Annotated in this window: 19 protein-coding genes and 1 tRNA gene; 9 read left to right on the forward strand and 11 right to left on the reverse strand. The window is 70.3% G+C overall.

Features of this window, described 5'->3' with window-relative positions; all coding sequences use genetic code 11:
- The first annotated feature begins 213 nt into the window (after positions 1 to 213).
- A complete protein-coding gene (locus AMK26_RS05470; protein WP_079277447.1) occupies positions 214 to 1,743 on the forward strand; it encodes a pyridoxal phosphate-dependent decarboxylase family protein in 1,530 nt (509 codons plus the stop codon).
- Positions 1,740 to 3,161: a lysine N(6)-hydroxylase/L-ornithine N(5)-oxygenase family protein gene (locus AMK26_RS05475; protein WP_073752445.1), complete on the forward strand. Its 1,422-nt coding sequence runs from the start codon at positions 1,740 to 1,742 to the stop codon at positions 3,159 to 3,161. Before AMK26_RS05470 ends, AMK26_RS05475 begins: the two co-directional genes overlap by 4 nt.
- Here the strand turns inward: AMK26_RS05475 and AMK26_RS05480 are convergent.
- On the reverse strand, positions 3,158 to 4,942 hold the full coding sequence (locus AMK26_RS05480; RefSeq protein WP_073752447.1) for a bifunctional metallophosphatase/5'-nucleotidase: 1,785 nt from the start codon (positions 4,940 to 4,942) through the stop codon (positions 3,158 to 3,160). The two genes, AMK26_RS05475 and AMK26_RS05480, sit on opposite strands and share 4 nt — an antisense overlap.
- A 111-nt stretch (positions 4,943 to 5,053) precedes the next feature.
- Between AMK26_RS05480 and AMK26_RS05485 the strand changes: the two genes are divergently transcribed.
- Complete coding sequence (locus AMK26_RS05485; protein WP_073752449.1) at positions 5,054 to 5,782, forward strand: SIMPL domain-containing protein; 729 nt, start codon at positions 5,054 to 5,056, stop codon at positions 5,780 to 5,782.
- A gap of 120 nt (positions 5,783 to 5,902) precedes the next feature.
- Complete coding sequence (pyk, locus tag AMK26_RS05490) at positions 5,903 to 7,333, forward strand: pyruvate kinase (RefSeq protein ID WP_073752451.1); 1,431 nt, start codon at positions 5,903 to 5,905, stop codon at positions 7,331 to 7,333.
- 10 nt (positions 7,334 to 7,343) lie between these two features.
- Here pyk and AMK26_RS05495 read toward each other — a convergent pair whose 3' ends face one another.
- The gene (locus AMK26_RS05495) at positions 7,344 to 8,117 is read right to left on the reverse strand and encodes a helix-turn-helix domain-containing protein (protein ID WP_079277475.1); all 774 of its coding nucleotides are present in this window, start codon (positions 8,115 to 8,117) and stop codon (positions 7,344 to 7,346) included.
- Positions 8,118 to 8,226: 109 nt separating this feature from the next.
- A tRNA-Leu gene (locus tag AMK26_RS05500) sits at positions 8,227 to 8,301 on the reverse strand.
- Positions 8,302 to 8,402: 101 nt separating this feature from the next.
- On the opposite strand from AMK26_RS05500, the gene AMK26_RS05505 reads away from it, so the two are divergent.
- Complete coding sequence (locus tag AMK26_RS05505) at positions 8,403 to 9,062, forward strand: ANTAR domain-containing response regulator (RefSeq protein ID WP_073752455.1); 660 nt, start codon at positions 8,403 to 8,405, stop codon at positions 9,060 to 9,062.
- Positions 9,063 to 9,140: 78 nt separating this feature from the next.
- On the opposite strand, the gene AMK26_RS05510 is transcribed toward AMK26_RS05505, so the two are convergent.
- The 5 genes from AMK26_RS05510 to AMK26_RS05530 all read right to left on the reverse strand — a co-directional run bounded on the left by AMK26_RS05510 (position 9,141) and on the right by AMK26_RS05530 (position 14,986).
- Positions 9,141 to 9,857 carry an ABC transporter ATP-binding protein gene (locus AMK26_RS05510; protein WP_073752456.1) on the reverse strand — a complete coding sequence of 239 codons (717 nt, stop codon included), beginning with the start codon at positions 9,855 to 9,857 and terminating at the stop codon, positions 9,141 to 9,143.
- A complete protein-coding gene (locus AMK26_RS05515) occupies positions 9,854 to 10,918 on the reverse strand; it encodes an ABC transporter ATP-binding protein (protein ID WP_073752458.1) in 1,065 nt (354 codons plus the stop codon). The genes AMK26_RS05510 and AMK26_RS05515 overlap by 4 nt, the downstream gene beginning before the upstream one ends.
- A gap of 6 nt (positions 10,919 to 10,924) precedes the next feature.
- The gene (locus AMK26_RS05520) at positions 10,925 to 12,733 is read right to left on the reverse strand and encodes a branched-chain amino acid ABC transporter permease (RefSeq protein WP_073753066.1); all 1,809 of its coding nucleotides are present in this window, start codon (positions 12,731 to 12,733) and stop codon (positions 10,925 to 10,927) included.
- 5 nt (positions 12,734 to 12,738) lie between these two features.
- On the reverse strand, positions 12,739 to 13,668 hold the full coding sequence (locus tag AMK26_RS05525; protein ID WP_073752460.1) for a branched-chain amino acid ABC transporter permease: 930 nt from the start codon (positions 13,666 to 13,668) through the stop codon (positions 12,739 to 12,741).
- 100 nt (positions 13,669 to 13,768) lie between these two features.
- On the reverse strand, positions 13,769 to 14,986 hold the full coding sequence (locus AMK26_RS05530) for a branched-chain amino acid ABC transporter substrate-binding protein (RefSeq protein WP_073752461.1): 1,218 nt from the start codon (positions 14,984 to 14,986) through the stop codon (positions 13,769 to 13,771).
- 1,040 nt (positions 14,987 to 16,026) lie between these two features.
- On the opposite strand from AMK26_RS05530, the gene AMK26_RS05535 reads away from it, so the two are divergent.
- Positions 16,027 to 16,239 carry a hypothetical protein gene (locus tag AMK26_RS05535; protein ID WP_073752463.1) on the forward strand — a complete coding sequence of 71 codons (213 nt, stop codon included), beginning with the start codon at positions 16,027 to 16,029 and terminating at the stop codon, positions 16,237 to 16,239.
- 461 nt (positions 16,240 to 16,700) lie between these two features.
- Here AMK26_RS05535 and AMK26_RS05540 read toward each other — a convergent pair whose 3' ends face one another.
- Entirely contained in the window at positions 16,701 to 17,207 is a 507-nt protein-coding gene (locus AMK26_RS05540; RefSeq protein WP_073752465.1) for a PaaI family thioesterase, read from the reverse strand.
- Between the two features lie 63 nt (positions 17,208 to 17,270).
- A complete protein-coding gene (locus AMK26_RS05545) occupies positions 17,271 to 19,553 on the reverse strand; it encodes an FdhF/YdeP family oxidoreductase (RefSeq protein WP_073752467.1) in 2,283 nt (760 codons plus the stop codon).
- Between the two features lie 191 nt (positions 19,554 to 19,744).
- Between AMK26_RS05545 and polA the strand changes: the two genes are divergently transcribed.
- Positions 19,745 to 22,399, forward strand: a complete 2,655-nt coding sequence (gene polA / locus AMK26_RS05550; protein ID WP_073753068.1) for a DNA polymerase I — start codon at positions 19,745 to 19,747, stop codon at positions 22,397 to 22,399.
- A gap of 207 nt (positions 22,400 to 22,606) precedes the next feature.
- Here the strand turns inward: polA and AMK26_RS05555 are convergent, their stop codons facing one another.
- On the reverse strand, positions 22,607 to 23,431 hold the full coding sequence (locus AMK26_RS05555) for a DUF4184 family protein (protein ID WP_073753070.1): 825 nt from the start codon (positions 23,429 to 23,431) through the stop codon (positions 22,607 to 22,609).
- Between the two features lie 205 nt (positions 23,432 to 23,636).
- On the opposite strand from AMK26_RS05555, the gene AMK26_RS05560 reads away from it, so the two are divergent.
- Both AMK26_RS05560 and AMK26_RS36065 read left to right on the forward strand, forming a co-directional pair.
- Positions 23,637 to 25,331 (forward strand): lytic transglycosylase domain-containing protein, encoded by a 1,695-nt coding sequence (locus AMK26_RS05560; RefSeq protein WP_073752468.1) that lies wholly within the window; start codon positions 23,637 to 23,639, stop codon positions 25,329 to 25,331.
- Positions 25,332 to 25,471: 140 nt separating this feature from the next.
- On the forward strand, positions 25,472 to 25,612 hold the full coding sequence (locus tag AMK26_RS36065) for an SPW_0924 family protein (RefSeq protein ID WP_107418108.1): 141 nt from the start codon (positions 25,472 to 25,474) through the stop codon (positions 25,610 to 25,612).
- The last annotated feature ends 3 nt before the right edge of the window (positions 25,613 to 25,615 follow it).

Consider the following 25,615-nt stretch of genomic DNA (forward strand, 5'->3'; position numbering starts at 1 on the left):
GGCCACGCCGCCCCCCACCGCCCGCCCCCGCCCGGGCACCCGCGCCCCGGGCGCCCCGACCCGGGCCGGGTCCAGAACCCACCCCGGGCCCGACACCACCCCACCGCCGCCCATAGCACGCCCACCCCGCCCCGCCACCCCCTCGTCCCCCTTTCGGGTTGTGATCGCGCCGCACCGCAACCACGCTCCGCCGCGCCGGGCCACGCTGGCAGCATGAGCAGCCCGTGGAGCACCCCGTCGAGCACCCCATGGAGCACGCCGCCCCTCGCCGAGGGCCCCGACGCAGCCCACGCCCCGCGCCCGCCCCTCGCCGGCGGCCCCGAAGGCCCCAGCACCCCCGACGGCACCGAAGGCCCCGGCCCCGACGCCCTCCACCCGCCCCTCGCCGGCGGCCCCGGCGGCCCCGACGCCCTGCGTCCCCTCCTCGACACCGTGCTCGACGCCCTCCGCGACGGCGCGGCGGCACGCGGCGGGCCGCTCCCCGCGGGCGGGCCCGAAAAAATCGCCGCACACGTGCGGGACGCCCTCGGGGCGGCGCTGCCCCACACCGGCACCGGCGCGCCGGAGGCCCTCCGTACCCTCGTCACCGCCCTCGCACACGGCGCCGCCGACCCCGCCCACCCCCACTGCGCCGCCCACCTCCACACCCCGCCCCTCGCCCTCGCCGCCGCCGCCGACCTCGCCGCCTCCGCGCTCAACCCGTCCCTCGACTCCTGGGACCAGGCCCCCGCCGCCTCCGCGCTCGAACAGCTCGTCACCCGCGCCCTGGCCGCCGAGACGCACCCCACCGGCCGCCACCCCGACGCCCTCGTCACCACCGGCGGCACCGAGTCCAACCACCTCGCGCTGCTCCTCGCCCGCGAACACCACGGCCCCACCCTCCAGACGGTCTGCGGCGCCAACGCCCACCACTCCATCCGCCGCGCCGCCTGGCTCCTCGGCCTGCCCGAACCCGTCACCGTCCCCGCCCCCGGCGGACGACTCGACCTCACCGCCCTCGCCGCCGTCCTCACCGACCTCCGCGGCCCCCTCCTCGTCACCGCCACCGCCGGCACCACCGACACCGGCCGCATCGACCCCCTCCCCGAGATCGCCGACCTGTGCGACGCCCACGGCGCCACCCTCCACATCGACGCCGCGTACGGAGGCCCGCTCCTGTTCAGCGAAACCCGCCGCCACCTCCTCACCGGCCTCGACCGCGCCCGCACCGTCACCCTCGACCTGCACAAACTCGGCTGGCAGCCGGTCGCCGCCGGCCTCCTCGCCGTACCCGACACCGCACTCCTCGCCCCCCTCGGCCACACCGCGCCCTACCTCAACGCCGACGACGACACCCACGCCGGCCTCCCCAACCTCCTCGGCCGCTCACCCCGCACCAGCCGCCGCCCCGACATCCTCAAGATCGCCGTCACCCTCCGCGCCCTCGGCCGCACCGGACTGGGCCACCTCGTCGACCACGTCTGCGCCGCCGCACAAGCTCTCGCCGACCTCATCGACAAAAATCCGCGCCTCGACCTCTACGAACGCCCCACCCTCACCACCGTCCTCTTCCGCCCCACCGGCGCCACCGACCACGCCGTCGCCGCCGCCCGCCGCGACCTCCTCGCCCAAGGCCACGCCGTCCTCGGCCGCGCCCACGCCGACGGCCGCCTCTGGTTCAAAGCCACCCTCCTCAACCCCCACACCACCCCCCACCACCTCGAAGAACTCACCGCACTCGTGGAAGGCAGCACCACCCGATGACCGGCAGCACACCCCAGCGCGACCACCAGCGCGACCCCGACCAGCCCCACGACCTGGTGGGCATCGGCATCGGCCCGTTCAACCTCTCCCTCGCCGCCCTCGCCCACGGCGTACCCGGAGGACTCGCCACCGCCTTCTACGAACAGCGCTCCGCCTTCCACTGGCACCCCGGCCAGCTCATCGAAGGCACCACCCTCCAAGTCCCCTTCCTCGCCGACCTCGTCACCCTCGCGGACCCCACCAGCCCCTGGACCTTCCTCAACTACCTCCGCGGCCGCGACCGCCTCTACCCCTTCTACTTCGCCGAACGGTTCCACACCCACCGCGCCGAATACGACGCCTACTGCCGCTGGGTCAGCGACCACCTCCCCGGCCTCCACTTCGCCCACCAGGTCGACGCCGTCCGCTGGAACCCCGAACGCGACCTCTTCGAAGTCGACTACACCCAGCTCGACACCAACGGCGAAGCCGAAGCCCTCGGCCGCACCCACACCCGCCACATCGCCCTCGGCATCGGCACCGAACCCCACATCCCCGACCCCCTACGCCCCCTCGCCGACCTGCCCACCGTCCCCGTCATCCACTCCGCCGACTACCTCCACCACCGCGAACGCCTGCTGACCGCCGAACACATCACCGTCATCGGCTCCGGCCAGTCCGGCGCCGAGATCTTCCTCGACCTCCTCCGCACCCGCCCCGCCGGAGCCGAGAAGATCCACTGGCTCACCCGCACCGAGGCCTTCGCCCCCATGGAGTACTCCAAACTCGGCCTCGAACACTTCACCCCCGACTACACCCGCTACTTCCACGCCCTCCCCGAACCGGTACGCAACACCCTCATCCCCCGCCAATGGCAGCTCCACAAAGCCATCGACACCGACACCATCGCCGCCATCCACGACGAGCTCTACCGCCGCACCCTCCACGGCGGCTGGCCCGACGCCGTCCTCACCCCCGGCGTCCGCGTCCGCACCGCCGGCCGCCTCGCCACCACCAAGGTCGAACTCCACCTCGAACACACCCAGCAGGGCACCCGCTCCCGCCTCACCACCGACGCCGTCGTCCTCGCCACCGGCTACCGCGAACGCCCCCTCGGCCGCCTCCTCGCCGGCCTCGACCCCTACATGCGCCGCGACTCCGCCGACCGCCCCCGCATCGACGCCCACCACCGGCTCGTCCTCGACCCCTCCGTCACCGGCTCCGTCTACGTACAGAACGCCGAAACCCACACCCACGGCGTCGGCACACCCGACCTCGGCCTCGCCGCCTGGCGCAGCGCCTCCATCCTCAACCACCTCACCGGCAAGGAGCCCTACCCGCTCCCACGCCGCACCGCCTTCACCACCTTCGGCCTCGAACGGCAAGAGGCGCCCGGCATTCCCCGCCAGACGCCCCTGCACACCGAACGCAATCGCTAGAACACCGGCACGCCGTCCCGGGTCAGCCGCCAGTCCACCGACGCGAACCGGCCCGGGTCGACCGTCCCCCGCGCCTGCACCCACTGGATGATCGTGTTCCGGATCTCGTCCGAGTTCGCCCACAACTGCTTCGCCCCCGCCACATGCGGAAACGCACCACCACCGGACGCCCGGTAGTTGTTCACCGCCAGCACGAACCGCGCCGCCGGGTTCAGCGGCTTCCCCTCGAACGCCAGGTTCACGATCCGCGACCCGGCCGGCTTCGCGATGTCGATCTCGTACGACAGCCCGTACACGGCGTCATAGTTGTAGTCCGGCGTGCCACCCGCGTTCGTCAGCTTCGCCCGGTCCACCGGCGCACCCGCCGGAGTCTGCACGTAGTACCGCGCCGAGAACTCCAGGTAGTCCTTCAACTGCGCACCCGTCAGCAGCCGCGCCTCCAGCGTGTTCTCGAACGGATACAACCCCGCCGCGTCCCGGATCGTCACCTCACCGGCCGGAATCCTCGCCGTACGGGAGAAACACGACGCCTGCGACAGCACCGGCAGCGACGCGTACTCGCCACCCGCCAGCGCCGCCCTCACCGTCTCCGCCTGGACGTGGTTGATCAGATCGATGATCGGCTCGTCCTTCCACGGCGCGTCCGCCGTCGACATCGCGACGGTCGACGTACCGATGACCTGGTTGACGTACGCCACGACCTTCTCGTGCTCGTCACCCAGCAGCTTGACGATCTCCGGGTCCTCCTCGACGGTGTTGGAGTTCAGCACCCGCGCGCCCACCCTCTCCACCGCCCAGCGGCCCCTCTCCCACACCACATCGAAGTCGAACAGGGTCAGCCGCTGGCCCCACTTCAGCGGCTCCGACAGCACGACGTCCCTGCCGGTCTCCTTGTTCACCACCCGGTACTCCGGGATCTCCGTATGCGCGTGACCGACCAGGATCGCGTCGATGCCCGGCACCTGCTCCGCCACCAGCGCGGCCGCGTTCTCGATGTACGGCAACTGATCCCCGTACGACGACGTACCACTCGACCCCGAGTGCGCCGACACGATCACCACATCCGCGCCCATCGACCGCAGCCGCGGCACCCACTTCGCCGCCTGCTCCTCCAGTCCCGGGAACACCATCCTGCCGCTGACGTTCGCCTTGTCCCAGATCGCGATCCCCGGGTTCGTCAGCCCCAGCACCGCCACCCGCACATCCCGCCCGCACGGCGTACGCAGCCGGTGCATGCTGTACGGCGGGAACGCCGGCCGCAGCGTCTTCGCGTCCAGCGCGTTGGCACCCAGCAGCGGGAAATCGCACTGCTCCTGGAACTTCCGCAGCACCGGTATGCCGTAGTTGAACTCATGGTTCCCGAGGGCGGCCGCGTCGTACCCGATCGCGTTCATCGCCTGCGCCATGGGATGAACCGGCCCGCGCTCGGCGGTGATCGGGTCGACCTTCGCGTAGTAGTACGACAACTGCGTGCCCTGGATCGTGTCACCCGCGTCGATCAGCAGCGTGTTGCGACGGCCCTTCTCCTCCCGCACCCGCTCCACGAGCGTGGAGATCTTCGCCAGGCCGACGTCGTTGTGCGCCTTGTCGTCGAACTCCCTGTCCGTGAAGTAGTCCCAGTTGAAGACATTGCCGTGCAGGTCCGTGGTGCCCATGACGGTGAAGGAGTACCGCTTCGCCCGGGGCGCCGCGGCCGCCGGCGTTCCCACCGCTCCGGCGACCGCCACACCGGCGCCGGCCACGGCCGAACTCCCCAGGAACGTCCTTCGATTCAGCGGCATGTGGTCTCCTTCGTTCAGTGCATGACGCGCGTAGATTCTGGCGCAGACACGCCCCCCGCAACAGCCCCCACAGGTTTCGATCCGATGACCACCTACGGAAGAGTGGACCCCATGACCCAACCCCAGCCCCAATCCCAGCCCCAGCCCGCGACCGACCTCCCGTACGGCACCCCCCAAACCCCCCGCGTCTCCGTACGCGGCGAAGCCCACCTCGAAGTCGACCCCGAAATCGCCCGCATCGGCATCACCGTCACCGCCCGCGGCACCGACCGGCGCAGCGCCCTCGACGACCTCACCCGCCGCAACACCACCGCCCTCGACCTCATCAAAACCTACGGCGACGCCGTCGAAAACCTCCAGACCGGCGCCTTCTCCATCACCCCCGAACTCACCCGCCACGGCCGCGCCGAACGCGTCCGCGCCTACCACGGCACCGTCCACATCACCGCCGAACTCACCGACTTCACCGCCCTCGGCGAACTCACCACCCGCCTCGCCGACCTCGACCTCACCCGCATCGACGGCCCCACCTGGGCCCTCCGCCCCGACTCACCCGCCCACGGCGAAGCCCGCCGCCAAGCCGTCAAAGAAGCCGTCCAACGCGCCCGCGAATACGCCGAAGCCCTCGGCACCCACCTCACCGCCCTCGTCGAACTCGCCGACACCGGCACCGAACCCCCCACCCCCTACAACCCCCCTCCCCTCGGCGGAACCCGCATGGCCTTCGCCGCCGCCGAAACCGGCGAAACCGCCGCCCCACCCCTCGACCTCGAACCCCAGCGCCAAACCATCACCGCCCAGGTCAACGCCCGGTTCACCATGCACCCGCCCCAGCTCTGACGCTCATCAGAGCAGCACCCCGCACACATTCAACACTTGTCAATGAGGCTTCATGGAAAGGTTGTTGAGTAGTCACGCGGGACCAATTCTCTACCCGCCGGTAAGCCATAGGGTCGACCCATGCGCCGAGCCAAAATCGTCTGCACCCTGGGCCCAGCCACCGACACATACGACCAGATCAAGGCACTGGTCGAAGCCGGAATGGACGTCGCCCGCTTCAACCTCAGCCACGGCACCTACGCCGACCACGAGGAGCGCTACCAGCACGTACGCAAAGCCTCCGACGAAACCGGCCGCAGCGTCGGGATCCTCGCCGACCTTCAAGGCCCGAAGATCCGCCTCGGACGCTTCCGCGAAGGACCCGTACTCCTTGAACGCGGCGACGACTTCACCATCACCACCGAACCCGGCGTCCAAGGCGACCGCACCACCTGCGGCACCACCTACGAAGGCCTCGCCGCCGACGTCACCCCCGGCGAACGCATCCTCGTCGACGACGGCCGCGTCACCCTCCACGTCACCGCAGTCGAAGGCCCCCACGTCCACACCACCGTCCTCGAAGGAGGCATGGTCTCCGACAACAAAGGCCTCAACCTCCCCGGCGTCGCCGTCTCCGTCCCCGCCCTCTCCGACAAGGACGTCGAAGACCTCCGCTGGGCCCTGCGCACCGGCGCCGACATCATCGCCCTCTCCTTCGTACGCAGCGGACGCGACATCGAAGACGTCCACCGCGTCATGGACGAAGAAGGCCGCCGCGTACCCGTCATCGCCAAAATCGAAAAACCCCAGGCCGTCGACAACATCGACGACATCGTCGCCGCCTTCGACGGCATCATGGTCGCCCGCGGCGACCTCGGCGTCGAAATGCCCCTCGAACAAGTCCCCATCGTCCAGAAGCGCGCCATCAAACTCGCCAAGCGCAACGCCAAACCGGTCATCGTCGCCACCCAGATGCTCGACTCGATGATCGACAACTCCCGCCCCACCCGCGCCGAAGCCAGCGACGTCGCCAACGCCGTCATCGACGGCACCGACGCCGTCATGCTCTCCGGCGAAACCAGCGTGGGCCGCTACCCCATCGCCACGGTCCAGACCATGAGCCGCATCGTCGAGGCCGCCGAAGAAGACGTCCTCGCCAAGGGACTCCCGCCCCTCACCGAACGCAACAAACCCCGCACCCAGGGCGGCGCCGTCGCCCGCGCCGCCGCCGAAATGGGCGACTTCCTCGGCGCCAAGTACCTCGTCGCCTTCACCCAGTCCGGCGACACCGTCCGCCGCCTCTCCCGCTACCGCTCACCCATCCCCCTGCTCGCCTTCACCCCCGACCCGGCCACCCGCTCCCAGCTCAACCTCACCTGGGGCGTGGAAACCTTCCTGGGCCCCCACGTCGACTCCACCGACGCGATGGTCGCCCAGGTCGACGAGCACCTCCTCAAGATCGGCCGCTGCCAGAAGGACGACATCGTCATCATCACCGCCGGCTCACCCCCGGGCGTCTCCGGCTCCACCAACCTCGTCCGCGTCCACCACATCGGCGAGCCCCTCGCATAACGCCCCCTCCTCAGTACTTCGGCCCGACGTGCGCGTCCATGAGCGCGACGGACGCGCGTCGGGCGACGGAGACGGTGACGGCGGCGCGGCTCTGTTTCAGCGGCTTCCACTCGACGCCGAGCTTGTCGAGGGTGCGGGTGTAGAGCCGCATGATGTCGGCCGACGTATTGGTGAAGAGGTACCGCGGGTACTCATACCGCTTCCGTTCAGCCGCGACGATGCGAGTGGTCCAGTTGGTCATGCGGCAACCGTCGGAGTGGATGAGCCCCCGGATGAACTCCCAGGGATACCCGTCGACGATCGCCTGCTGCCAGTCTTCGAGGGCGATGGGGCGATCGTGCTTCCGGCCGGGCCCGTGCTGCGGGAATAGGCAGGGCCAGTGCTTGCTGCTCGCCGTAACGGCGACGCATCCCTGCCGCTGGACACGGAAGACGCTGTTGCCCGGGCGTACGGCACGCATCGCGGCTTGGCAGGCGTCGATGAGACCCGGCCATGCATCGGCACACATGATGCGGAGGTAATGGACACCTCTCCGGTGCTCGCTGATGCAACCGTCGCCGAGGTACAGGCCCAGCAGGTAGGCGTACGCCGCCGGGTCCTCGGGCATGCCGGGTACGTCCCGGCAACGAGGACACGGTTCGCCAGTACGGGCGAGTGGTTCGAGACGGGTCCGCCACGAGCGGATGGCCGACCGGGATATGCCGGTCTGCTTGCTGACGGAGTTGAGGCTGCGGCCTTGGGCGACGAGCGCCAGCGCCCGTTTCCTTGTGTCGGTGTCGTACACGCGGTCGAGCCTGGCTGATGCGATGCGGCGGAGCTGGTGAAGGGGGAGCGGTTCACGATGTCGGGTGAAGTTCACCATTCCGCTTGTGACCTTGGAATCCAAGGAAAAGTGCCCCGGGTCGGACTCGAACCGACACTGTATGGGTTTTGAATCCATTGCCTGCTGCCAATTGGGCTACCGGGGCCCGCAGAATCCAAGGTTTCCCTGGACCCGCTGCGCGTCCACCATACCGCAGCTAGGTAGGCTCATGGGGAGCTGTACCTGCCCTTGGAACGAGGAGCCCGCGTGACCGCCCCCGAGTCGCCCCAGCCCGTCGCCGACGACAACGACGACAAGTCGCACGTCCCGCCGCTGACGACCCGCGTCGTCATCGCCGAGGACGAGGCGCTCATCCGCCTCGACCTCAAAGAGATGCTCGAGGAAGAGGGCTACTCGGTCGTCGGCGAGGCCGGTGACGGTGAGCGTGCCGTCGAGCTGGCGCGGGAGCACCGGCCGGATCTGGTGATCCTGGATGTGAAGATGCCCGTGCTGGACGGGATCTCCGCCGCTGAGAAGATCGCGGAGGAGTCCATCGCGCCCGTCCTGATGCTGACGGCGTTCTCGCAGCGGGACCTGGTGGAGCGGGCGCGGGACGCCGGGGCGATGGCGTATCTGGTGAAGCCGTTCAGCAAGAGTGATGTGGTGCCGGCCATCGAGATGGCGGTGTCGCGGTTCGCGGAGCTGAAGGCGCTGGAGAAGGAGGTCGCGGACCTCTCGCAGCGGCTGGAGACGCGGAAGCTGGTGGATCGGGCGAAGAGTATTCTGCAGACGCAGTACGGGCTGTCGGAGCCGGCGGCGTTCCGGTGGATCCAGAAGACGTCGATGGATCGGCGGATGTCGATGCAGCAGGTGGCGGAGGCGGTCATCGAGGACGCCGAGGAGAAGAAGGCCGCGAAGGGCCAGTAGCAGACGTACGGAGACGTACGGGGACGAAGAGGGCCCACCCGTCACTCACCGGGTGGGCCCTCTTCGTGTGCGTACGGCTCAGTCCTCGCCTAGGTAGGTCTTGCGGACGGACTCGTCGTGGAGGAGGTCCTGGCCGGTGCCGGACAGTTTGATGGTGCCGGTTTCCATGACGTAGGCCTGGTCGGCGAGCGAGAGTGCGGCTTGGGCGTTCTGCTCGACGAGCAGGATGGTGGTGCCCTGGGCCTTGAGCTCGGCGATGGTTTCCATGATTTTCTGCATCATGATCGGGGAGAGGCCCATGGAGGGTTCGTCGAGCATGAGCAGTTTGGGCTGGGACATGAGGGCGCGGCCCATGGCGAGCATTTGCTGTTCGCCGCCGGAGAGGGTGCCTGCGGCTTGCTTTCGGCGTTCCCCGAGGATGGGGAAGAGGTCGTAGGCGCGCTGGATGTCCTTTTCGATGCCTGCTTTGTCGTTGCGGAGGTAGGCGCCGAGCCGCAGGTTGTCCTCGATGGACATGCGGGGGAAGATGTGGCGCCCTTCGGGGGAGTGGGCGAGGCCCATGGCGACGATCTTGTGTGCGGGGACCTTGCGGAGGGGCCGGCCGTCGAAGGTGATCTTTCCGGCGAGTGGTTCGAGGAGGCCGGAGAGGGTGCGGAGGGTGGTGGTTTTGCCGGCGCCGTTGGTGCCGATGAGGGTGACGACTTCGCCGGCGCCGACGCTGAAGGAGATGCCCTTCACGGCTTCGATCTTGCCGTAGGCGACCCGGAGGTCCTCGACTTCGAGGAGGGTGGTCACTTGGTGTCTCCTTCGGTGGTGCTGGGCGCGTCTGCCTCCGGTGTGCCGGGGGTGTCCGGTGCGCCGCCCTCGGGCGCCTCGTCCGCCTCGGGCGCCTCGTCCGAGTCGTCCGCCCTGTCCGCGTCGTCGTCCGAGTCGTCGGCGTGGGCCTCGTCGGTCTCACTGTCCGGCGTGGTGGTGCCGGACGAGGCATCCGACCCGGCCGCTTGCGCGTGGGCTTCGGCTGCCTCGACCTCGGCGACTTCCTCCGCGCCGGGGGCGCCCTCGAAGGGCGTGCCGAGGTACGCGGCGATGACGCGCTCGTCGCCCTGGACGACGGCGGGTGTGCCTTCGATGAGCTTTTCGCCGCGTACGAGGCAGGCGACGCGGTCGCACAGGTTGAAGATGAAGCGCATGTCGTGCTCGATGACGAGGACGGCGATGCCCTTGTCGCGGATGGCGAAGATGAGTTCTTCGGCGGCCCGCGTTTCCTGGGGGTTCATGCCGGCCGTCGGCTCGTCGAGGAGCAGCAGGCCGGGGTCGCTGGCGAGTGCGCGGGCGATTTCCAGTTTGCGTTGTTCGCCGTAGGGGAGGTTGCGGGCGAGGTGGTCGGCCTTGGCGGCGAGGCCGGTGAACTCCAGGAGTTCCATGGCTCGTGCGCGTGACTCTTCTTCCGCCTTCTTGAAGGAGGGGAGCCGCAGGAGGGCGGACCAGAGGCCTTCCTTGGTGCGGGTGTGGCGGCCGACGAGGACGTTTTCCAGGACGGTCATGTTGGCGAAGAGCCGGATGTTCTGGAAGGTGCGGGCGATGCCGGCCTGGGTGACGAGGTGGGGTTTGGGCGGCAGGACGGTGCCTTTGTAGCTGACGCGGCCTTCGGTGGGGACGTACAGCCCGGTGAGGCAGTTGAAGAACGTGGTCTTGCCGGCGCCGTTGGGGCCGATGAGGCCGACGATTTCGCCGCTGTTGACGGTGAGGTCGACGTTGCGTACGGCGGTGAGGCCGCCGAAGCGCATGGTCACGCCGCTGGCGTCGAGGACGGTGGTGGTGGCCGGTGCGGCCGCGGTGGCAGTGGTGGTGGTCATGATGTGTTACGCCCCCGCCTTGGTGATGCCGACGGCGCCGTCGGGGAGCTTGTCGTCGGGTACGTCGAGTTGGCCGGTCTCGTGGAATTCGAGTTGCTTGCGGCGGTCGGCGACCAGGCCTTCGGGGCGGTAGCGCATCAGGACGATGAGCGCGACACCGAAGAGGAGGAGTTGGTAGTCCTGCATGAACTGGAGCTTGGCCGGGATGAGGTAGAGCAGTGCGGCGCCGATGAGGGGTCCGCCGATGGTGCCCATGCCGCCGAGGATGACGGCGGCGAGCAGGAAGGCGGAGTTGGGCGGTACGGAGCCGGCGAACTGGTACTGCTCGGGGGTGACGCTGTAGCCGAGGTGGGCCTGCACTGTGCCGGCGAGGCCGGCGAGGGCGGCGCCGAGGGCGAAGGCGAGGAGTTTGAGGCGGAAGCCGTTGATGCCCATGGCGGTGGCGGCGGTCTCGTCCTCGCGGATGGCGACCCAGGCGCGGCCGATGCGGGAGTCGGCGGAGCGGCGGAAGACCAGGACCACGATGGCGGTGAACAGCAGCATCAGCAGGAAGTAGTTGCCGGACCGGGTGAGGTCGAAGCCGCCGATGGCGTGGGTGAGGCCGAAGTCGAATCCGAGGATGTTGAGGTCGGGGATGTTCGGGACACCCTGGGCGCCGTTGGTGATGTCGGGGCCGCTGTTGCCGTTGAGGTTGTTCATGGTGATGCGGAAGATCTCGCCGAACCCGAGGGTGACGATGGCGAGGTAGTCGCCGCGCAGCCGCAGGGTGGGGGCGCCGATGATGACGCCGAAGAGGAGCGAGACGGCGGCGCCGGTGAGGACGGCGAGCCAGAAGGGGAAGTGGACGCCGATCGACGACTGGGGGGAGCCGGAGACGAGGGCGGCGGTGTAGGCGCCGACGCCGAGGAATGCGACGTAACCGAGGTCGAGCAGGCCGGCGAGGCCGACGACGACGTTGAGGCCGAGTGCGACGGTCGCGAAGATCAGGATGTTCGCGCCGATCAGGGTGAACTGGTCGTTGCTCTGCGAGAACGGGAAGCAGATCGCGGCCGCGAAGGCGGCGCCCATGGTGACGGTGCGGTGCTTGGCGGTCAGTGCCGAGACGCGGGCGACGAGTCCGGCCCGGTTGATCGCGGTGAAGCCGAACGCCACGGTGATCAGGAAGCCGATGAACAGCTCGGCGTAGTGGGTGTCGATGCCGTACACGAAGACGTACAGGCCGACGGCGAAGGCGCCGATGATGATGAGGATCTCTGCCCAGGAGGAGAGTTCCTTGGCGCGCGGCGGGCGCGGGGCGGTGAGGCTGTGACGCAGCCGGGCCCAGAAGCTGGTGCCGGTGTCGTCGTCGGGCTCCTGGTCGGCGGGGAGGCCGAAGGCGCCGATGACGGTGAGGAGTGCGCCGAGGCCCGAGATCCAGGCGCCCGGTTCGAGGTTGACCAGGCCGCCGAGGGTGGTGGATATGGCGCCGATGGCGTAGCCGGTGGTGCCGAGTATGCCGAGGCTGAGGAGGCGTACGGGGCTGTTGCTGCCGCCGGGGGTGAGCCAGCGCAGGCCTTTGACGCCGTATCCCGCGAGCAGGAACAGCAGGGCGAGGGCGGAGCCGACGAGGGTGAGGACCTGGAGGCCGCCGGGGTGGCCGTTGATGGTGAGGTCGCCGGGGAATTCGTCGGTCCAGGTCCAGGCGAGGAAGGTGCCGGCGAGGGCGAGTGCGGATCCGGCGAGGGCCGTGATCCGTGCGGCGGTGGCCGGCAGAGGGAGGAGGGAGGCGGGTGCCGGGGTGTCGGCGGCGGGGGTGTTCTTGGTGATGGTGGTCATGGTGTTCACGCCCTGTCCGCGACGCGTTCGCCCAGCAGGCCCTGGGGACGGATGAGGAGGACGAGGATCAGCAGGCTGAAGGCCCATACGTCCTTCCAGCCGCCGCCGCCGAAGAGTTCCATGCCGGGGATTTCTCCGACGTATCCGGTGGCGAGGGATTCGGCGATGCCGAGGACGACGCCGCCGAGCATGGCGCCGTAGATGTTGCCGATGCCGCCGAGGACGGCGGCGGTGAAGGCCTTGAGGCCCATGAGGAAGCCCATGCGGAAGCCGACCTGGCCGTTCTTGAGGCCGTAGGCGACGGCGGCGATGGCGGCGAACGCGGCGCCGATGGCGAAGGCCATGACGATGATGCGGTCGGTGTTGATGCCCATCAGTTTCGCGGTGTCCGGGTCCTGCGCGGTGGCCTGCATGCCCCGGCCGGAGCGGGTCTTGGTGACGAAGAGGCCGAGGGCGAGCATGCACAGCGGGGCGGCGACGAGGACGAAGATGTCGCCGCGCTGGATGGTGGCGCCGAAGACGTCGAAGGGCGCGCCGTCGAACTGGGGGAAGGAGCGGTCCTTCTTGGCGTCGGGGTAGAGCATCCAGACGGCCTGCTGGAGGGCGATGGACAGGCCGATCGCCGTGATGAGCGGGGCCAGTCGTGGTGCGCTGCGCAGGGGGCGGTAGGCGAATCGTTCGGCTGCCGTCGCGACGGCGACGGAGACGAGGACGCCACCGATGATCATGAGGGGGATGGCGAGGCCGAGGGAGAACCCGGACGGCAGGACGAGGAAGACGGTCAGGGCGCCGAAGCCGCCGACCATGAAGATTTCGCCGTGGGCGAAGTTGATGAGCTGGACGATGCCGTAGACCATCGTGTAGCCGACAGCGATGAGTCCGTACATCGCGCCGAGGATGAGTCCATTGGCCAGCTGTTGCGGCAGTTCGTGCACCGCAGGGCCTCCGTGAAGTGGTTCGGATAAGGCGCCGCGCGGGAGCGCTGGTGGCGCTCCCGCGCGGCCTGGGGTCAATGCGTGAGGCGGGAGGGGCCGGTTACGGCTTGTAGGCCTCGCTCAGCTTGGGGACCCAGGCGCCCTTGTCGACCTGGTAGGCGGTCATCATGGTGTTGGTGGTGTCGCCGTACTCGTCGTAGGAGACGGGGCCGGTGACGCCGTCGAACTTGACCTTGTTCATGGCCTCGAGGACCTTGGCGCGGGCGTCGTCGGGGAGCTTGCCGCCGTTGTCGGCCACCGCGATCTTGACGGCCTCGATGATGGACCAGGTGGCGTCGTAGGTGCTGCCGCCGTAGGCCTCGTAGGCGTCCTTGTAGCCGGCCGTCTTGTAGTCGGCGATGAACTTCTTGGCGGAGTCCAGCTGCTCGACGGGCTTGCCGACGGAGGTGGCGAGGTCGCCCTGGGCCTTCTTGTTGAGCTTGGGGAACTCGCCGCTGTAGATGCCGTCGCCGCCCATGAGCGGGATGTTGGTGCCGCTGTCCTTGAGCTGCTGGCTGAGCGGCGCGGCGGCGGGGTACTCACCGCCGTAGTAGAGGGCCTTGGCGCCGGAGTTCTTGACCTTGGCGACGACGGCGTTGAAGTCGCGGTCGTCGGGGTTGATGTGGTCGCTGCCGACGATCTTGCCGCCGAGCTTGGTGTAGGTCTCCTTGAAGGAGGCGGCGAGGCCGGCGCCGTAGGTCTTCTGGTCGTCGATCAGGTAGACCTGCTTGATCTTCGCGGTGTTGAAGAGGTACTTGGCCGCGAAGGCGCCCTGGACCTGGTCGGTCGTGGCGGTGCGGAAGTAGGTCTTGAACGGGCGCTTCTTGTCGCCGGCCTTCCAGCCGTCGCCCTGGGTCAGCTCGGTGCCGGTGTTGGCGGGGGAGATCTGGACGAGGCTGGCGTCGTTGAACGGCTTCTGCATGGACTGCGAGACGCTGGAGTTCAGCGGGCCGACGACGCCGAGGACGTCCTTGTTGCTGATGAGCTTGCTGGCGTTCTGCTGGCCGACGGACGGCTGGGCCTGGTCGTCGAGGGCTTCGAGTTTGAATTCGACGCCGGGGACGGTGTTGTCCTTGTTGGCCGTCTTGATGGCGAGGTCGGCGGAGTTCTTCATGCCGAGGCCGAGGGCGGAGAGGTCACCGGTCAGGGGCGCGTCGAAGCCGATGACGACGGTGGTCTTCTTGCCGTTGCTGCTGTCGCCGCCACCCTTGTCGTCGCGCGACCCACAGGCTGTGAGAGTCAGTGCTCCAGTGGTGAGCACTGCGGTGAGTATGAACAACGATCGCTGTCGCACGAAGGGGTCCTTTCCCTGGCGCGGTCTCCTCGCTCGAGGAGCCGTTGCGAGCGCCGGGCCGTACATGTGGTGATGCAGGGGCCGTGCAGTGACGCGCCCGGCGGCGCGGTGACTGGCGGTGACTCTAAGCGCAGCTGGGGCGGGTCCGGGAGCGGCAGAGACAGGATGTGACTCTCTTGTTATGCCGTGGCCAAACGTCGCCGATCGGTGGTGGCTACACGGGTTGTCGCGGGCGGGGGTTCTTTCTCACATGGCGAGAACGCCCAGTTCCGCTAAGGGGCTTGGACCGATCTTGGTACTTACGGCGGGGGTCGTGGCGGGCGGCCGGATGAGGGGGTGCCGGGGGCTCATGCGGTGCCGGGACCGCTCCGGAGGGGTGGTCGGCCGCATTGCTCGGTTGTTACGCAGTGTTACGACGGGCGGTCGGTGGATCGGGCTCCCGTGAGGGCTCCGCGGGGATGCCGGGGGCCTTCGGGGCGGTGCGTGCGCCGGGTGTCGCGGTGTCGGTCGGCGGCGGCCGGGCCGGTTGCGGTGAAGTGCCTGGCGAACGGCTGTGACGACCGGCGGGAGGGTGGGAGGAGGCACTGCTCCCGTCCCTTGTCGGAGGCCTTGTACGTGAAGTCCCGTTCTGTGCATCCGGCGGGGGCTTCCGGCGCTGGGCGTCCGGTGAGCGCGACGCGGAGTCCGGTAGGTGAAGTGCCTTATGAGAAGCGGCAGTTGGTGTGAGGGCCGGTGTGTGGCCGGCGGTGCGCCCGGTGGGCGGCGCGCTTGCCGGGGCCCGGGTGGACGCCCCGCGTGGCGCGGGGCCCGGTGAGGCCCGCATCGGGCTCATGGGGGCGTCGGCAGCGGCGCCGCTGGGGTCCGTGCGCGAACCCTGTCTCCTCAACTGTGAGTGAGCGGTGGAGGGTTGGGAGGTTTGGTGTCGCCCGTGCGCCGGAGGTGGAATGTGTGCGTGCCTCCCGTGTGACGGCCGCGTCCACCGGCCCTCGGCGGCAGGCGCGATGGCCGGACCCCACGCGAACCGCATGCCCCGTATCCCTCGCGGGTCCGCCCCGGCCGTCCTCGCCGCCGCACTGGTGGCGGCCGCGCCCGTGCCCTCCGTACGGGACGGCGGCGAGGGCCCGGCGCTGCGGATCGAGGGGCGAGCCGATCCAGCCGGCTTCTCCCGCGCGGACGCCGCCCACCAGCGGGTGGACGTCCGGGACGGCAACGGACAGCGACGGAGACGGCAGGGGTGACACCGTACGGATGCGGATTCCGCGGCTCGGGGAGGTCGAGGCCGGGCCGTCTTCTCGAGGGGGCGTACGGCTCCATTCCCGGGGCGGCCGATCGCTGGAAGGAGGCCGGTGTCCCGGATGGGCCGGTCTTCCGGCGGGGGTATTGCGGGGAGGCGGAGGTGTCCGGCGGGCGTTTCCAGGGGGCGCGCGGGTCAGCGGGACGCCGAGGTGGCGGTGCGGGTGTCCCGGCGGCGGGGCTGTGGAGGGCGGGGCTCTGGAGGCCGGGCTACGGCGGCCGGGCTTTGGAGGGCGGGCTCCGGCGGGCCGGGCTCCGGCGGGCCGGAGCCCGTGGCGAGAAGGCGTGCGGGCGGCCGTGTGCGCCCCGGCGGCACGGGCCGCGCCCACCGGGCCGGCACCGTACCGGGGACGCCGGCTTCACGAGCGTGACCCGCGCATGGCCGGACGCCCGCAGGCCCTGCCGGTCAGCCCGTGGGGCCGGCGGTGGTCGCCCCGGGGATGTTCTCCGCGTCCTTGGGGGAGGCGTCGCGCAGCAGGCAGGTCAGCCGGGCCGTGCAGACCCGCTTGTTCTGCTCGTCGGTGATGACGATCTCGTACGTCGCGGTGGAGCGGCCGCGGTGGACGGGGGTGGCCACGCCGGTCACCAGCCCGTTGCGCACGCCTCGGTGGTGCGTGCAGTTCAGATCGACCCCCACGGCGATCTTGGACACGCCGCCGTGGAGCATCGAGCCGACCGAGCCGAGCGTCTCGGCCAGGACGGCGGAGGCTCCGCCGTGCAGCAGCCCGTACGGCTGGGTGTTGCCCTCGACCGGCATGGTGCCCACGACGCGGTCCGCGGACGCCTCGACGATCTGTACGCCCATGCGGCTGCCGAGGTGCCCGGCGGAGAAGAGGGCGGGCAGGTCGACACCGAGCGAGGCGTACTCGTCGATGACCTCCTGAGGGAACTTCACGTGTGTCTGCTCGCCCATGGGGGCCGGCTCCGATCGTCGTACGGTCATGTCCCTGGTCTGCCGTGCTGCCTAAGCGAACGCTCAGGCGGAGGGTGATTGTTCCAGACGCACGATGACGGACTTGCTGGCGGGGGTGTTGCTGATGTCGGCGGTCGCATCCAGCGGCACCAGGACGTTGGTCTCGGGGTAGTACGCGGCGGCGCAGCCGCGCGCGGTGGGGTAGTGCACGACGCGGAAGCCGGCCGCGCGGCGCTCGGTGCCGTCCGTCCACTCGCTGACGAGGTCGACGTAGGCCCCGTCGGCCAGCCCGTGCTCACGGGCGTCGTCGGGGTGGACCAGGACGACGCGGCGGCCGCCCTTGATGCCCCGGTAGCGGTCGTCCAGGCCGTAGATGGTGGTGTTGTACTGGTCGTGCGAGCGCAGCGTCTGCAGCAGCAGGCGGCCCTCGGGGACCGTGGGGTACTCGACGGGCGCGGCCGTGAAGTTCGCCTTGCCGGTCCTAGTGAGGAAGCGGCGCTCGTCGCGCGGGGCGTGCGGCAGGGCGAAGCCGGCGGGGTCGGCCGCGAGCCTGGCGTTGAAGTCCTGGAAGCCGGGCACCACGCGTGCGATGCGGTCGCGGATCGTGGCGTAGTCCTTCTCGAAGTCCTCCCACGGCGTGGCCGACGCCTCGCCCAGCACCGCCCGCGCCATGCGGGCCACGATCGCCGGCTCGGACAGCAGGTGCGGGCTCGCGGGCGGGAGGTTCCCGCGCGAGGCGTGGACGAGGCCCATCGAGTCCTCGACGGTCACGAACTGCTTGCCGCTTTTCTGTACGTCCTTGTCGGTGCGGCCGAGCGTGGGCAGGATCAACGCGCGCGTGCCGGTGACCGCGTGCGACCGGTTCAGCTTGGTCGACACGTGCACGGTGAGCCGGGCGCGCCGCATGGCGGCCTCGGTGACCTCGGTGTCGGGCGTCGCGCCGACGAAGTTGCCGCCCATGGCGAAGAAGACCTTCGCCTTCCCGTCGCGCAGCGCCTGGATGGCGCGGACCACGTCGAAGCCGTGGTGGCGGGGGGAGGTGATCCCGAATTCCTTGTCGAGGGCGTCCAGGAAGGCGGCGGAGGGGCGCTCGAAGATGCCCATCGTGCGGTCGCCCTGCACATTGGAGTGGCCGCGCACCGGGCACACTCCGGCACCGGGGCGGCCGATGTTGCCGCGCAGCAGCAGGAAGTTGACCACTTCGCGGATGGTCGGCACGGAGTGCTTGTGCTGGGTGAGACCCATGGCCCAGCAGACGATGGTGCGCTTCGAGGCGAGCACCATGCGTAGCGCGCGTTCGATCTCGGCGCGCTCCAGGCCGGTGGCGGCGAGGGTCTCGTCCCAGTCGGCGGCCTCGGCGGCGGCCGTGAACTCCTCGTACCCGTGGGTGTGCTCCCGTACGAAGTCCTCGTCGACCGCGCCGTCGGTCTGAAGGATCAGCTTGTTGAGGAGCCGGAAGAGGGCCTGGTCGCCGCCGATGCGGATCTGGAGGAACAGGTCGGTGAGGGCGGCGCCCTTGAGCATGCCCTGGGGGGTCTGCGGGTTCTTGAACCGCTCCAGGCCGGCCTCGGGCAGCGGATTCACCGAGATGATCTTCGCGCCGGCGGTCTTGGCCTTCTCCAGGGCGGACAGCATCCGGGGATGGTTGGTGCCCGGGTTCTGCCCGGCCACGATGATCAGGTCGGCCTGGTGCAGGTCCTCCAGCGAGACGCTGCCCTTGCCGATGCCGATCGTCTCGGTGAGCGCCGACCCGGACGACTCGTGGCACATGTTGGAGCAGTCCGGCAGGTTGTTGGTGCCGAACTCGCGGGCGAAGAGCTGGAGCAGGAACGCGGCCTCGTTGCTGGTGCGGCCCGAGGTGTAGAAGACGGCCTCGTCGGGGGAGGCGAGCGCCGTCAGCTCCTCCGCGATGATCTCGAAGGCCCGCTCCCAGCTCACCGGCTCGTACCGGCCGGCGCCCTCGGCCGCGTACATGGGGTGGGTGATGCGGCCCTGCTGGCCCAGCCAGTACCCACTGCGGGTCGCCAGGTCCGCGATGGGGTGGGCGGCGAAGAAGTCCGGTGTGACGCGGCGCAGCGTCGCCTCCTCGGCGACGGCCTTCGCCCCGTTCTCGCAGAACTCCGCGATGTGCCGCTTGTCGCCCTCCGGCCAGGCACAGCCGGGGCAGTCGAAGCCGTCCTTCTGGTTGACCTTGAGCAGCGTGCGCGCGGTGCGGCGCACACCCATCTGCTGGTGGGAGATCTTGAGCGTGTGCCCGATCGCGGGGAGTCCCGCGGCGGCGTGCTGCGGGGGCGCGACCTGCGGCGCGTCCTGGACCGGGTCACCTGCGGGCGGCTTGCTGGCCATCGCGCTCTCCCTTGAGCGGTCATGTCCGACGGACGTCCTCGTTGTACGTCTCACGATCCTGTCACGTCGCACTGACAGTGGCGGACTCCAGGCCCGCTCGGTCGGGATTGTCAGTGGTCCGTGGCAGGATCGTCCCCGTGGCTGAGACAGCATCGAAGAAGACCGACGACAACCGTCCGCGCCTGCTCCTCATGGACGGGCACTCCCTGGCGTACCGGGCGTTCTTCGCGCTGCCCGCGGAGAACTTCACCACCGCGAGCGGCCAGACGACCAACGCCATCTACGGCTTCGCGTCGATGCTGGCGAACACGCTGCGCGACGAGTCGCCCACGCATTTCGCCGTGGCGTTCGACGTGTCCCGCAAGACCTGGCGATCCGAGGACTTCCCCGAGTACAAGGCGAACCGGTCCAAGACGCCCGACGAGTTCAAGGGTCAGGTGGAGCTGATCGGCGAGCTGCTGGACACCATGAACGCGGAGCGGTTCGCGGTGGACGGCTTCGAGGCGGACGACATCATCGCCACCCTGGCCACCCAGGCCGAGGCGGCCGGGTTCGAGGTGCTGATCGTCACCGGCGACCGCGACTCCTTCCAGCTGGTCTCCGACCACATCACCGTGCTGTACCCCACCAAGGGCGTCTCCGAGCTGACCCGGTTCACCCCGGAGAAGGTGCAGGAGAAGTACGGGCTGACCCCGGCGCAGTACCCCGACTTCGCCGCCCTGCGCGGCGACCCGTCCGACAACCTGCCGGGCATCCCCGGTGTCGGTGAGAAGACCGCCACGAAGTGGATCAACCAGTTCGGTTCGTTCGCGGAGCTGGTCGAGCGTGCCGGCGAGGTCAAGGGCAAGGTCGGGCAGGCGCTGCGCGACCACCTGGAGTCCGTCAAGCTCAACCGTCACCTGACGGAGCTGGTCCGTGACGTGGAGCTGCCCAAGTCCGTCGCGGACCTGGAGCGCCGGCCGTACGACAGGACGGCGCTGAAGGGCTTCCTGGAGGTCCTGGAGATCCGCAACCCGAGCCTTCGGGAGCGGCTCCTCGCGGTCGACCCGGGCGCGGAGGAGGAAGAGGCCCCGGCCACGGCCGCCGGCGTCGAGCTGGACGGCGCGGTCCTGGGCGCGGGTGAGCTGGCCTTCTGGCTGGAGCAGCACGGCCGGCAGCCGCTCGGCGTGGCGACCGTCGCCACCTGGGCGCTCGGCGTGGGCAACGTCAGCGAGGTCGCGCTGGCGGCCGCCGACGGCAAGGCGGCCTGGTTCGACACGACCCAGCTCGACGAGTCCGACGAGCGGGCCTTCGCCGCCTGGCTCGCCGACCCGGACCGGCCGAAGATCATGCACAGCGCCAAGGAGGCGCTGCGGGTCTTCCCCGAGCACGGCTGGCACATCGAGGGCATCACCATGGACACCGCCCTCGCCGCCTACCTGGTCAAGCCGGGCCGCCGGTCCTTCGCGCTGGACGCCCTGTCCGTCGAGTACCTGCACCGCGAGCTGGCCCCCGCCGCCGCCGACGGGCAGCTCGCCTTCGGCACCGACGAACAGGCCGAGGCCGACGCCCTGATGGCGCAGGCCCGCGCGGTCCTCGACCTGGGCGAGGCGTTCGGCGAGAAGCTGAAGGAAGTCGGCGCGACCGAGCTGCTGCACGACGTGGAACTGCCCACCTCCCTGGTGCTCGCCCGGATGGAGCGGTACGGCATCTCCGCCGACCGCGCCCATCTGGAGGCGATGGAGCAGCAGTTCGCGGGCGCCGTGCAGCAGGCCGTGAAGGAGGCGCACGCCTCCGTGGGGCACGAGTTCAACCTCGGCTCGCCCAAGCAGCTCCAGGAGGTCCTCTTCGGGGAGCTGAACCTCCCCAAGACGAAGAAGACCAAGACCGGTTACACCACGGACGCGGACGCGCTGGCGTGGCTGGCGGCCCAGACCGAGCACGAGCTGCCGGTCATCATGCTGCGCCACCGCGAGCAGGCGCGGCTGCGCTCCACGGTCGAGGGTCTGATCAAGACGATCGCCGCCGACGGCCGTATCCACACCACCTTCAGCCAGACGGTCGCGGCGACGGGCCGTCTGTCGTCGACGGACCCGAACCTCCAGAACGTGCCGGTCCGCACCGACGAGGGCCGCGCCATCCGTCATGGCTTCGTCGTCGGCGAGGGCTTCGAGTCCCTGATGACGGCCGACTACAGCCAGATCGAGCTGCGGGTCATGGCCCACCTCTCGGAGGACGAGGGCCTGATCGAGGCGTTCACCTCCGGCGAGGACCTGCACACCACCGTCGCCTCCCAGGTGTTCTCGGTGGAGCGGTCCGCCGTCGACGCCGAGATGCGCCGCAAGATCAAGGCCATGTCGTACGGCCTGGCGTACGGGCTGTCCGCCTTCGGCCTCTCGCAGCAGCTGAACATCGAGGCCGGCGAGGCCCGTGCCCTGATGGACACGTACTTCGAGCGGTTCGGCGGGGTGCGGGAGTACCTGCGCCGCGTCGTCGACGAGGCCCGCGCGACGGGGTACACGGAGACCATGCTCGGCCGGCGCCGGTACCTGCCGGACCTCAACAGCGACAACCGCCAGCGCCGCGAGGCGGCGGAGCGGATGGCGCTCAACGCCCCGATCCAGGGCACGGCCGCCGACATCGTGAAGGTCGCGATGCTCAATGTGGACCGGGCGCTGCGGGAGGCGGACCTGAACACCCGGTTGCTGCTCCAGGTCCACGACGAAATCGTCCTGGAGGTCGCCCCGGGCGAGCGCGACCGGGTCGAGGAGCTCGTCCGCCACGAAATGTCCACGGCGGTCGACCTCCGCGCCCCCCTGGACGTGTCGGTGGGCGTGGGCCCGGACTGGGACTCCGCGGCCCACTGACCTGCCGGGGCGGCGGCCTCACCCCGGGACGGCGGCCCCACCCGGGGCCGCCATCGCGCCTGGCCGGGCGCGCCCGGTTCGGGCCCCCGCCCGGCGCCGGGCGCGGCCGCGGGGCGAAGCTGCCGCGCCGGGAGTGCGGGGGCGTCAGCCCCCGTACAACAACCTTTCCCGTCAGGGCGTAGGGGTGGGGGACATGCCATCGCCCACCTACCCCGCCGGGCGGCGGCCCGCCGCGCGCAGCCGCATCCCCGCCCCGTACAGCAGCAGCCCCGCCGCCAGTCCTGCCCCCGCCCCGAAGCACGCCGTGGGGACGATGTCCAGCGGTGTGTCGATCCGGCCCCAGTACGCGTACCACCGCACGCACCGGTGCACGATCCCCGCCGCCACGCACGCCCCGAGCAGCCCCGCCGCCAGCCACCGCCCGCGCCGGTCCAGCACCGGCACCGACGCCGGAGGCTCGCCCGCCGCCTCCGGCGGCACCCGCCGCAGTGCGCCGCCCACGAACCACACCAGCACCACCAGCGCCACGGCGGAGCCGCCGTACTGCGCGTACATGTACATGGGGAAGCCGGCCACGACTTCCCCCAGCGCCGGCAGCACCCTCGTACCCCACCGGTCCGCGTGCGTGAACAGGTCCCACACCACATGCGTGGCCGCCCCGATGGCAGCCGAGGCGTAGAACCGGAACGCCAGCACCGCCGGATGCCGCCCACGCCAGGACTGCCCCCGCAGCAGCGTGTGCACCCGCCCCTGCCACCCGGCCGGCACCAGCGCGAGCAGGGGCTCACGCACCATCAGCCACACCGCCACCAGGGCGGCGGTGATCAGCACATCGACGGTCAGGATTCCCACCAGGCTGTGCGTGACGTCCCCGAAGAGCATGGCCCCCGGGATCGCGGTGTCCGCGAAGTACGTCATATCGGGCGAGAACGACCCCATGACGAGCGCCGACGCGACGAGAGGCCCCCGTCCAGTGCCGGACCTCCGTATCCCCGGCAGGACCGCCGCGGCATGGCTGAGCGTGAATGGCATGGCTGTCGTGCCCCCGAATGCGAACCTCTGGTCAATGCCGCCCAGTATGCGCGACGTTCGCACACCGGATTCCGGGCAGCCCACAGGTGACGAAAGCGTGAAAACCGGTCAACTGGCGGTGCCCGGGACGCCGAGTTGACGTAGGGTCGCCTGAGTCATCGCGCTGGGGAGCGTGAAGGGCCGTCAATGGGGAGGGACCAGACGTATGGCAGCGCACATCGGCCGTCGGCTGCGCAAGGGGGCCACCAGTACAGCGGTGGCCGCGGCGGCGGTGGCGGCGCTCTCCGCCTCGCAGGCGCCGGGCGTGACACCGTCCGCCGATGGTGGCGCCGACCAGCAGCTGTCCGACGCGACACCGCCCTCGCCCGGGGGTTCGGCGACCGGCGACTCCCCGTACTACACGGACCTGCCGCCGCTCAACACCCCCACCAAGCCCGGCGCTCCCACCGCACCCCCTGTCACGGGCCCCGCGGAGGCGGGCATACCGGCGACCGTGCTCGCCGCCTACAAGCAGGCCGAGCAGCACCTGAAGACCAATGACCCCGGCTGCAACCTCCCCTGGCAGCTCCTCGCGGCCATCGGCAAGGTCGAGTCCGGCCAGGCGCGCGGCGGCCGCGTCAGCGCCGACGGCACCACCCTCACGCCGATCCTCGGCCCCGTCCTCAACGGTGTCGGATTCGCCAACATCTCCGACACCGACGACGGCGCGTACGACGGTGACACGACGCACGACCGCGCGGTCGGCCCGATGCAGTTCATCCCCTCCACATGGGCGAGCTGGGGCCAGGACGCCAACGGCGACGGCCGCAAGGACCCGAACAACATCTACGACGCCGCACAGGCGGCCGGCATGTACCTGTGCGCGAACAACCGCGACCTCGCGGTCAAGGCGGACCTGGACAAGGCGATCCTCAGCTACAACCGCTCGACGGAGTACCTTCGTACGGTTCTGTCCTGGTTCGAGTACTACAAGAACAACAGCCACCAGGTGCCGGACGGCACGGGCGTCCTGCCGGTCGACCGCAGCGACAACGGCGTCACTCCGACGCCCACGCCCACACCTACGCCCACCCCCACGCCGACGCCCACTCCGACACCGACCCCGACCCCCCCGTCGGTCACGCCCACGCCCACGCCGCCGCCGACGAGTCCCACGCCCACTCCCGCACCGCCCACGACCACACCGCCCACGACCACGCCCACCCCCACGCCCAAGCCGACGCCCACCGTCACGCGTATCAAGGACGCCGGCACCGGGCCGCTCACCGCGACGGCCGGCACCCGGTTCGCGGAGCGTCCCGCCGTCACGGCGCTGGACGGGTCGGGCAAGCCGGTGGCCAGGGTCGGCGTGAGGTTCGCGCTCGTCGGTGAGACCGACTCGCGCTTCCCGGACGGTGCCACGAGCGTCACCGTCCTCACGGGCGCCGACGGCACCGCCACCGCCCCCGTGCTCCAGGCGGGCGAGCGGACCGGGGAGTTCACCGTCCGGGCCACCGTGGTGGGCCGCACCGTCGCGCCGGTCGACTACACCGCGACCGTCACCGCCCGGCAGGCCGACGCCCTGACCAGGACGGACGACAAGGCGCTCACGGCCGCGCCCGAGGGCGAGTTCGCCGGCCAGGTCCAGGTGAAGGCCACGTACAAGGGCGCCGCCGCCTCCGGTGTCGCGCTGACCGCCACCATGATCGAGGCGGCGGACGACGCGACCGCCAACGACAAGGGCCCCTACTTCAAGGACGAGCAGGGCAACCCGGTCCGCACCCTCGATGGCCTGAAGACCGACGCCAACGGCCTGCTCACGCTGCCGAGGATGTTCGCGGACGGCCAGACCGGCACGTTCCTGCTCCGCCTCACCACCACCGGCGGCGCGACCCTGACCATCGAGCTCACGGTCGCCTGACGGCCCACCGCACACCACACGCACCGCCCCACCCGCCCGGTGGGGCGGTGTCATATGTGCGGCGTTACGTGTTCCCCTCTCGCGGTGCGATTGCTACGGTGCCTGCCATCTGACGGAGCATCAGATAGGGAGGCCGATCCATGCGCGCCCTTGTAGCCGCCTCCATAGGCCTGGCTCCAGTCCTGCTCCTGGTCCTGCTTCTGGCCGTGACCGATCCGGCACCCGAGGGCGAGACCTCGCCCAAACCGCTCCTGACAACGGTTCCCGGACCCAAGAAGTAGGAG

It is taken from the genome of Streptomyces sp. CB03234 (assembly GCF_001905885.1).
Lineage (GTDB): Bacteria > Actinomycetota > Actinomycetes > Streptomycetales > Streptomycetaceae > Streptomyces.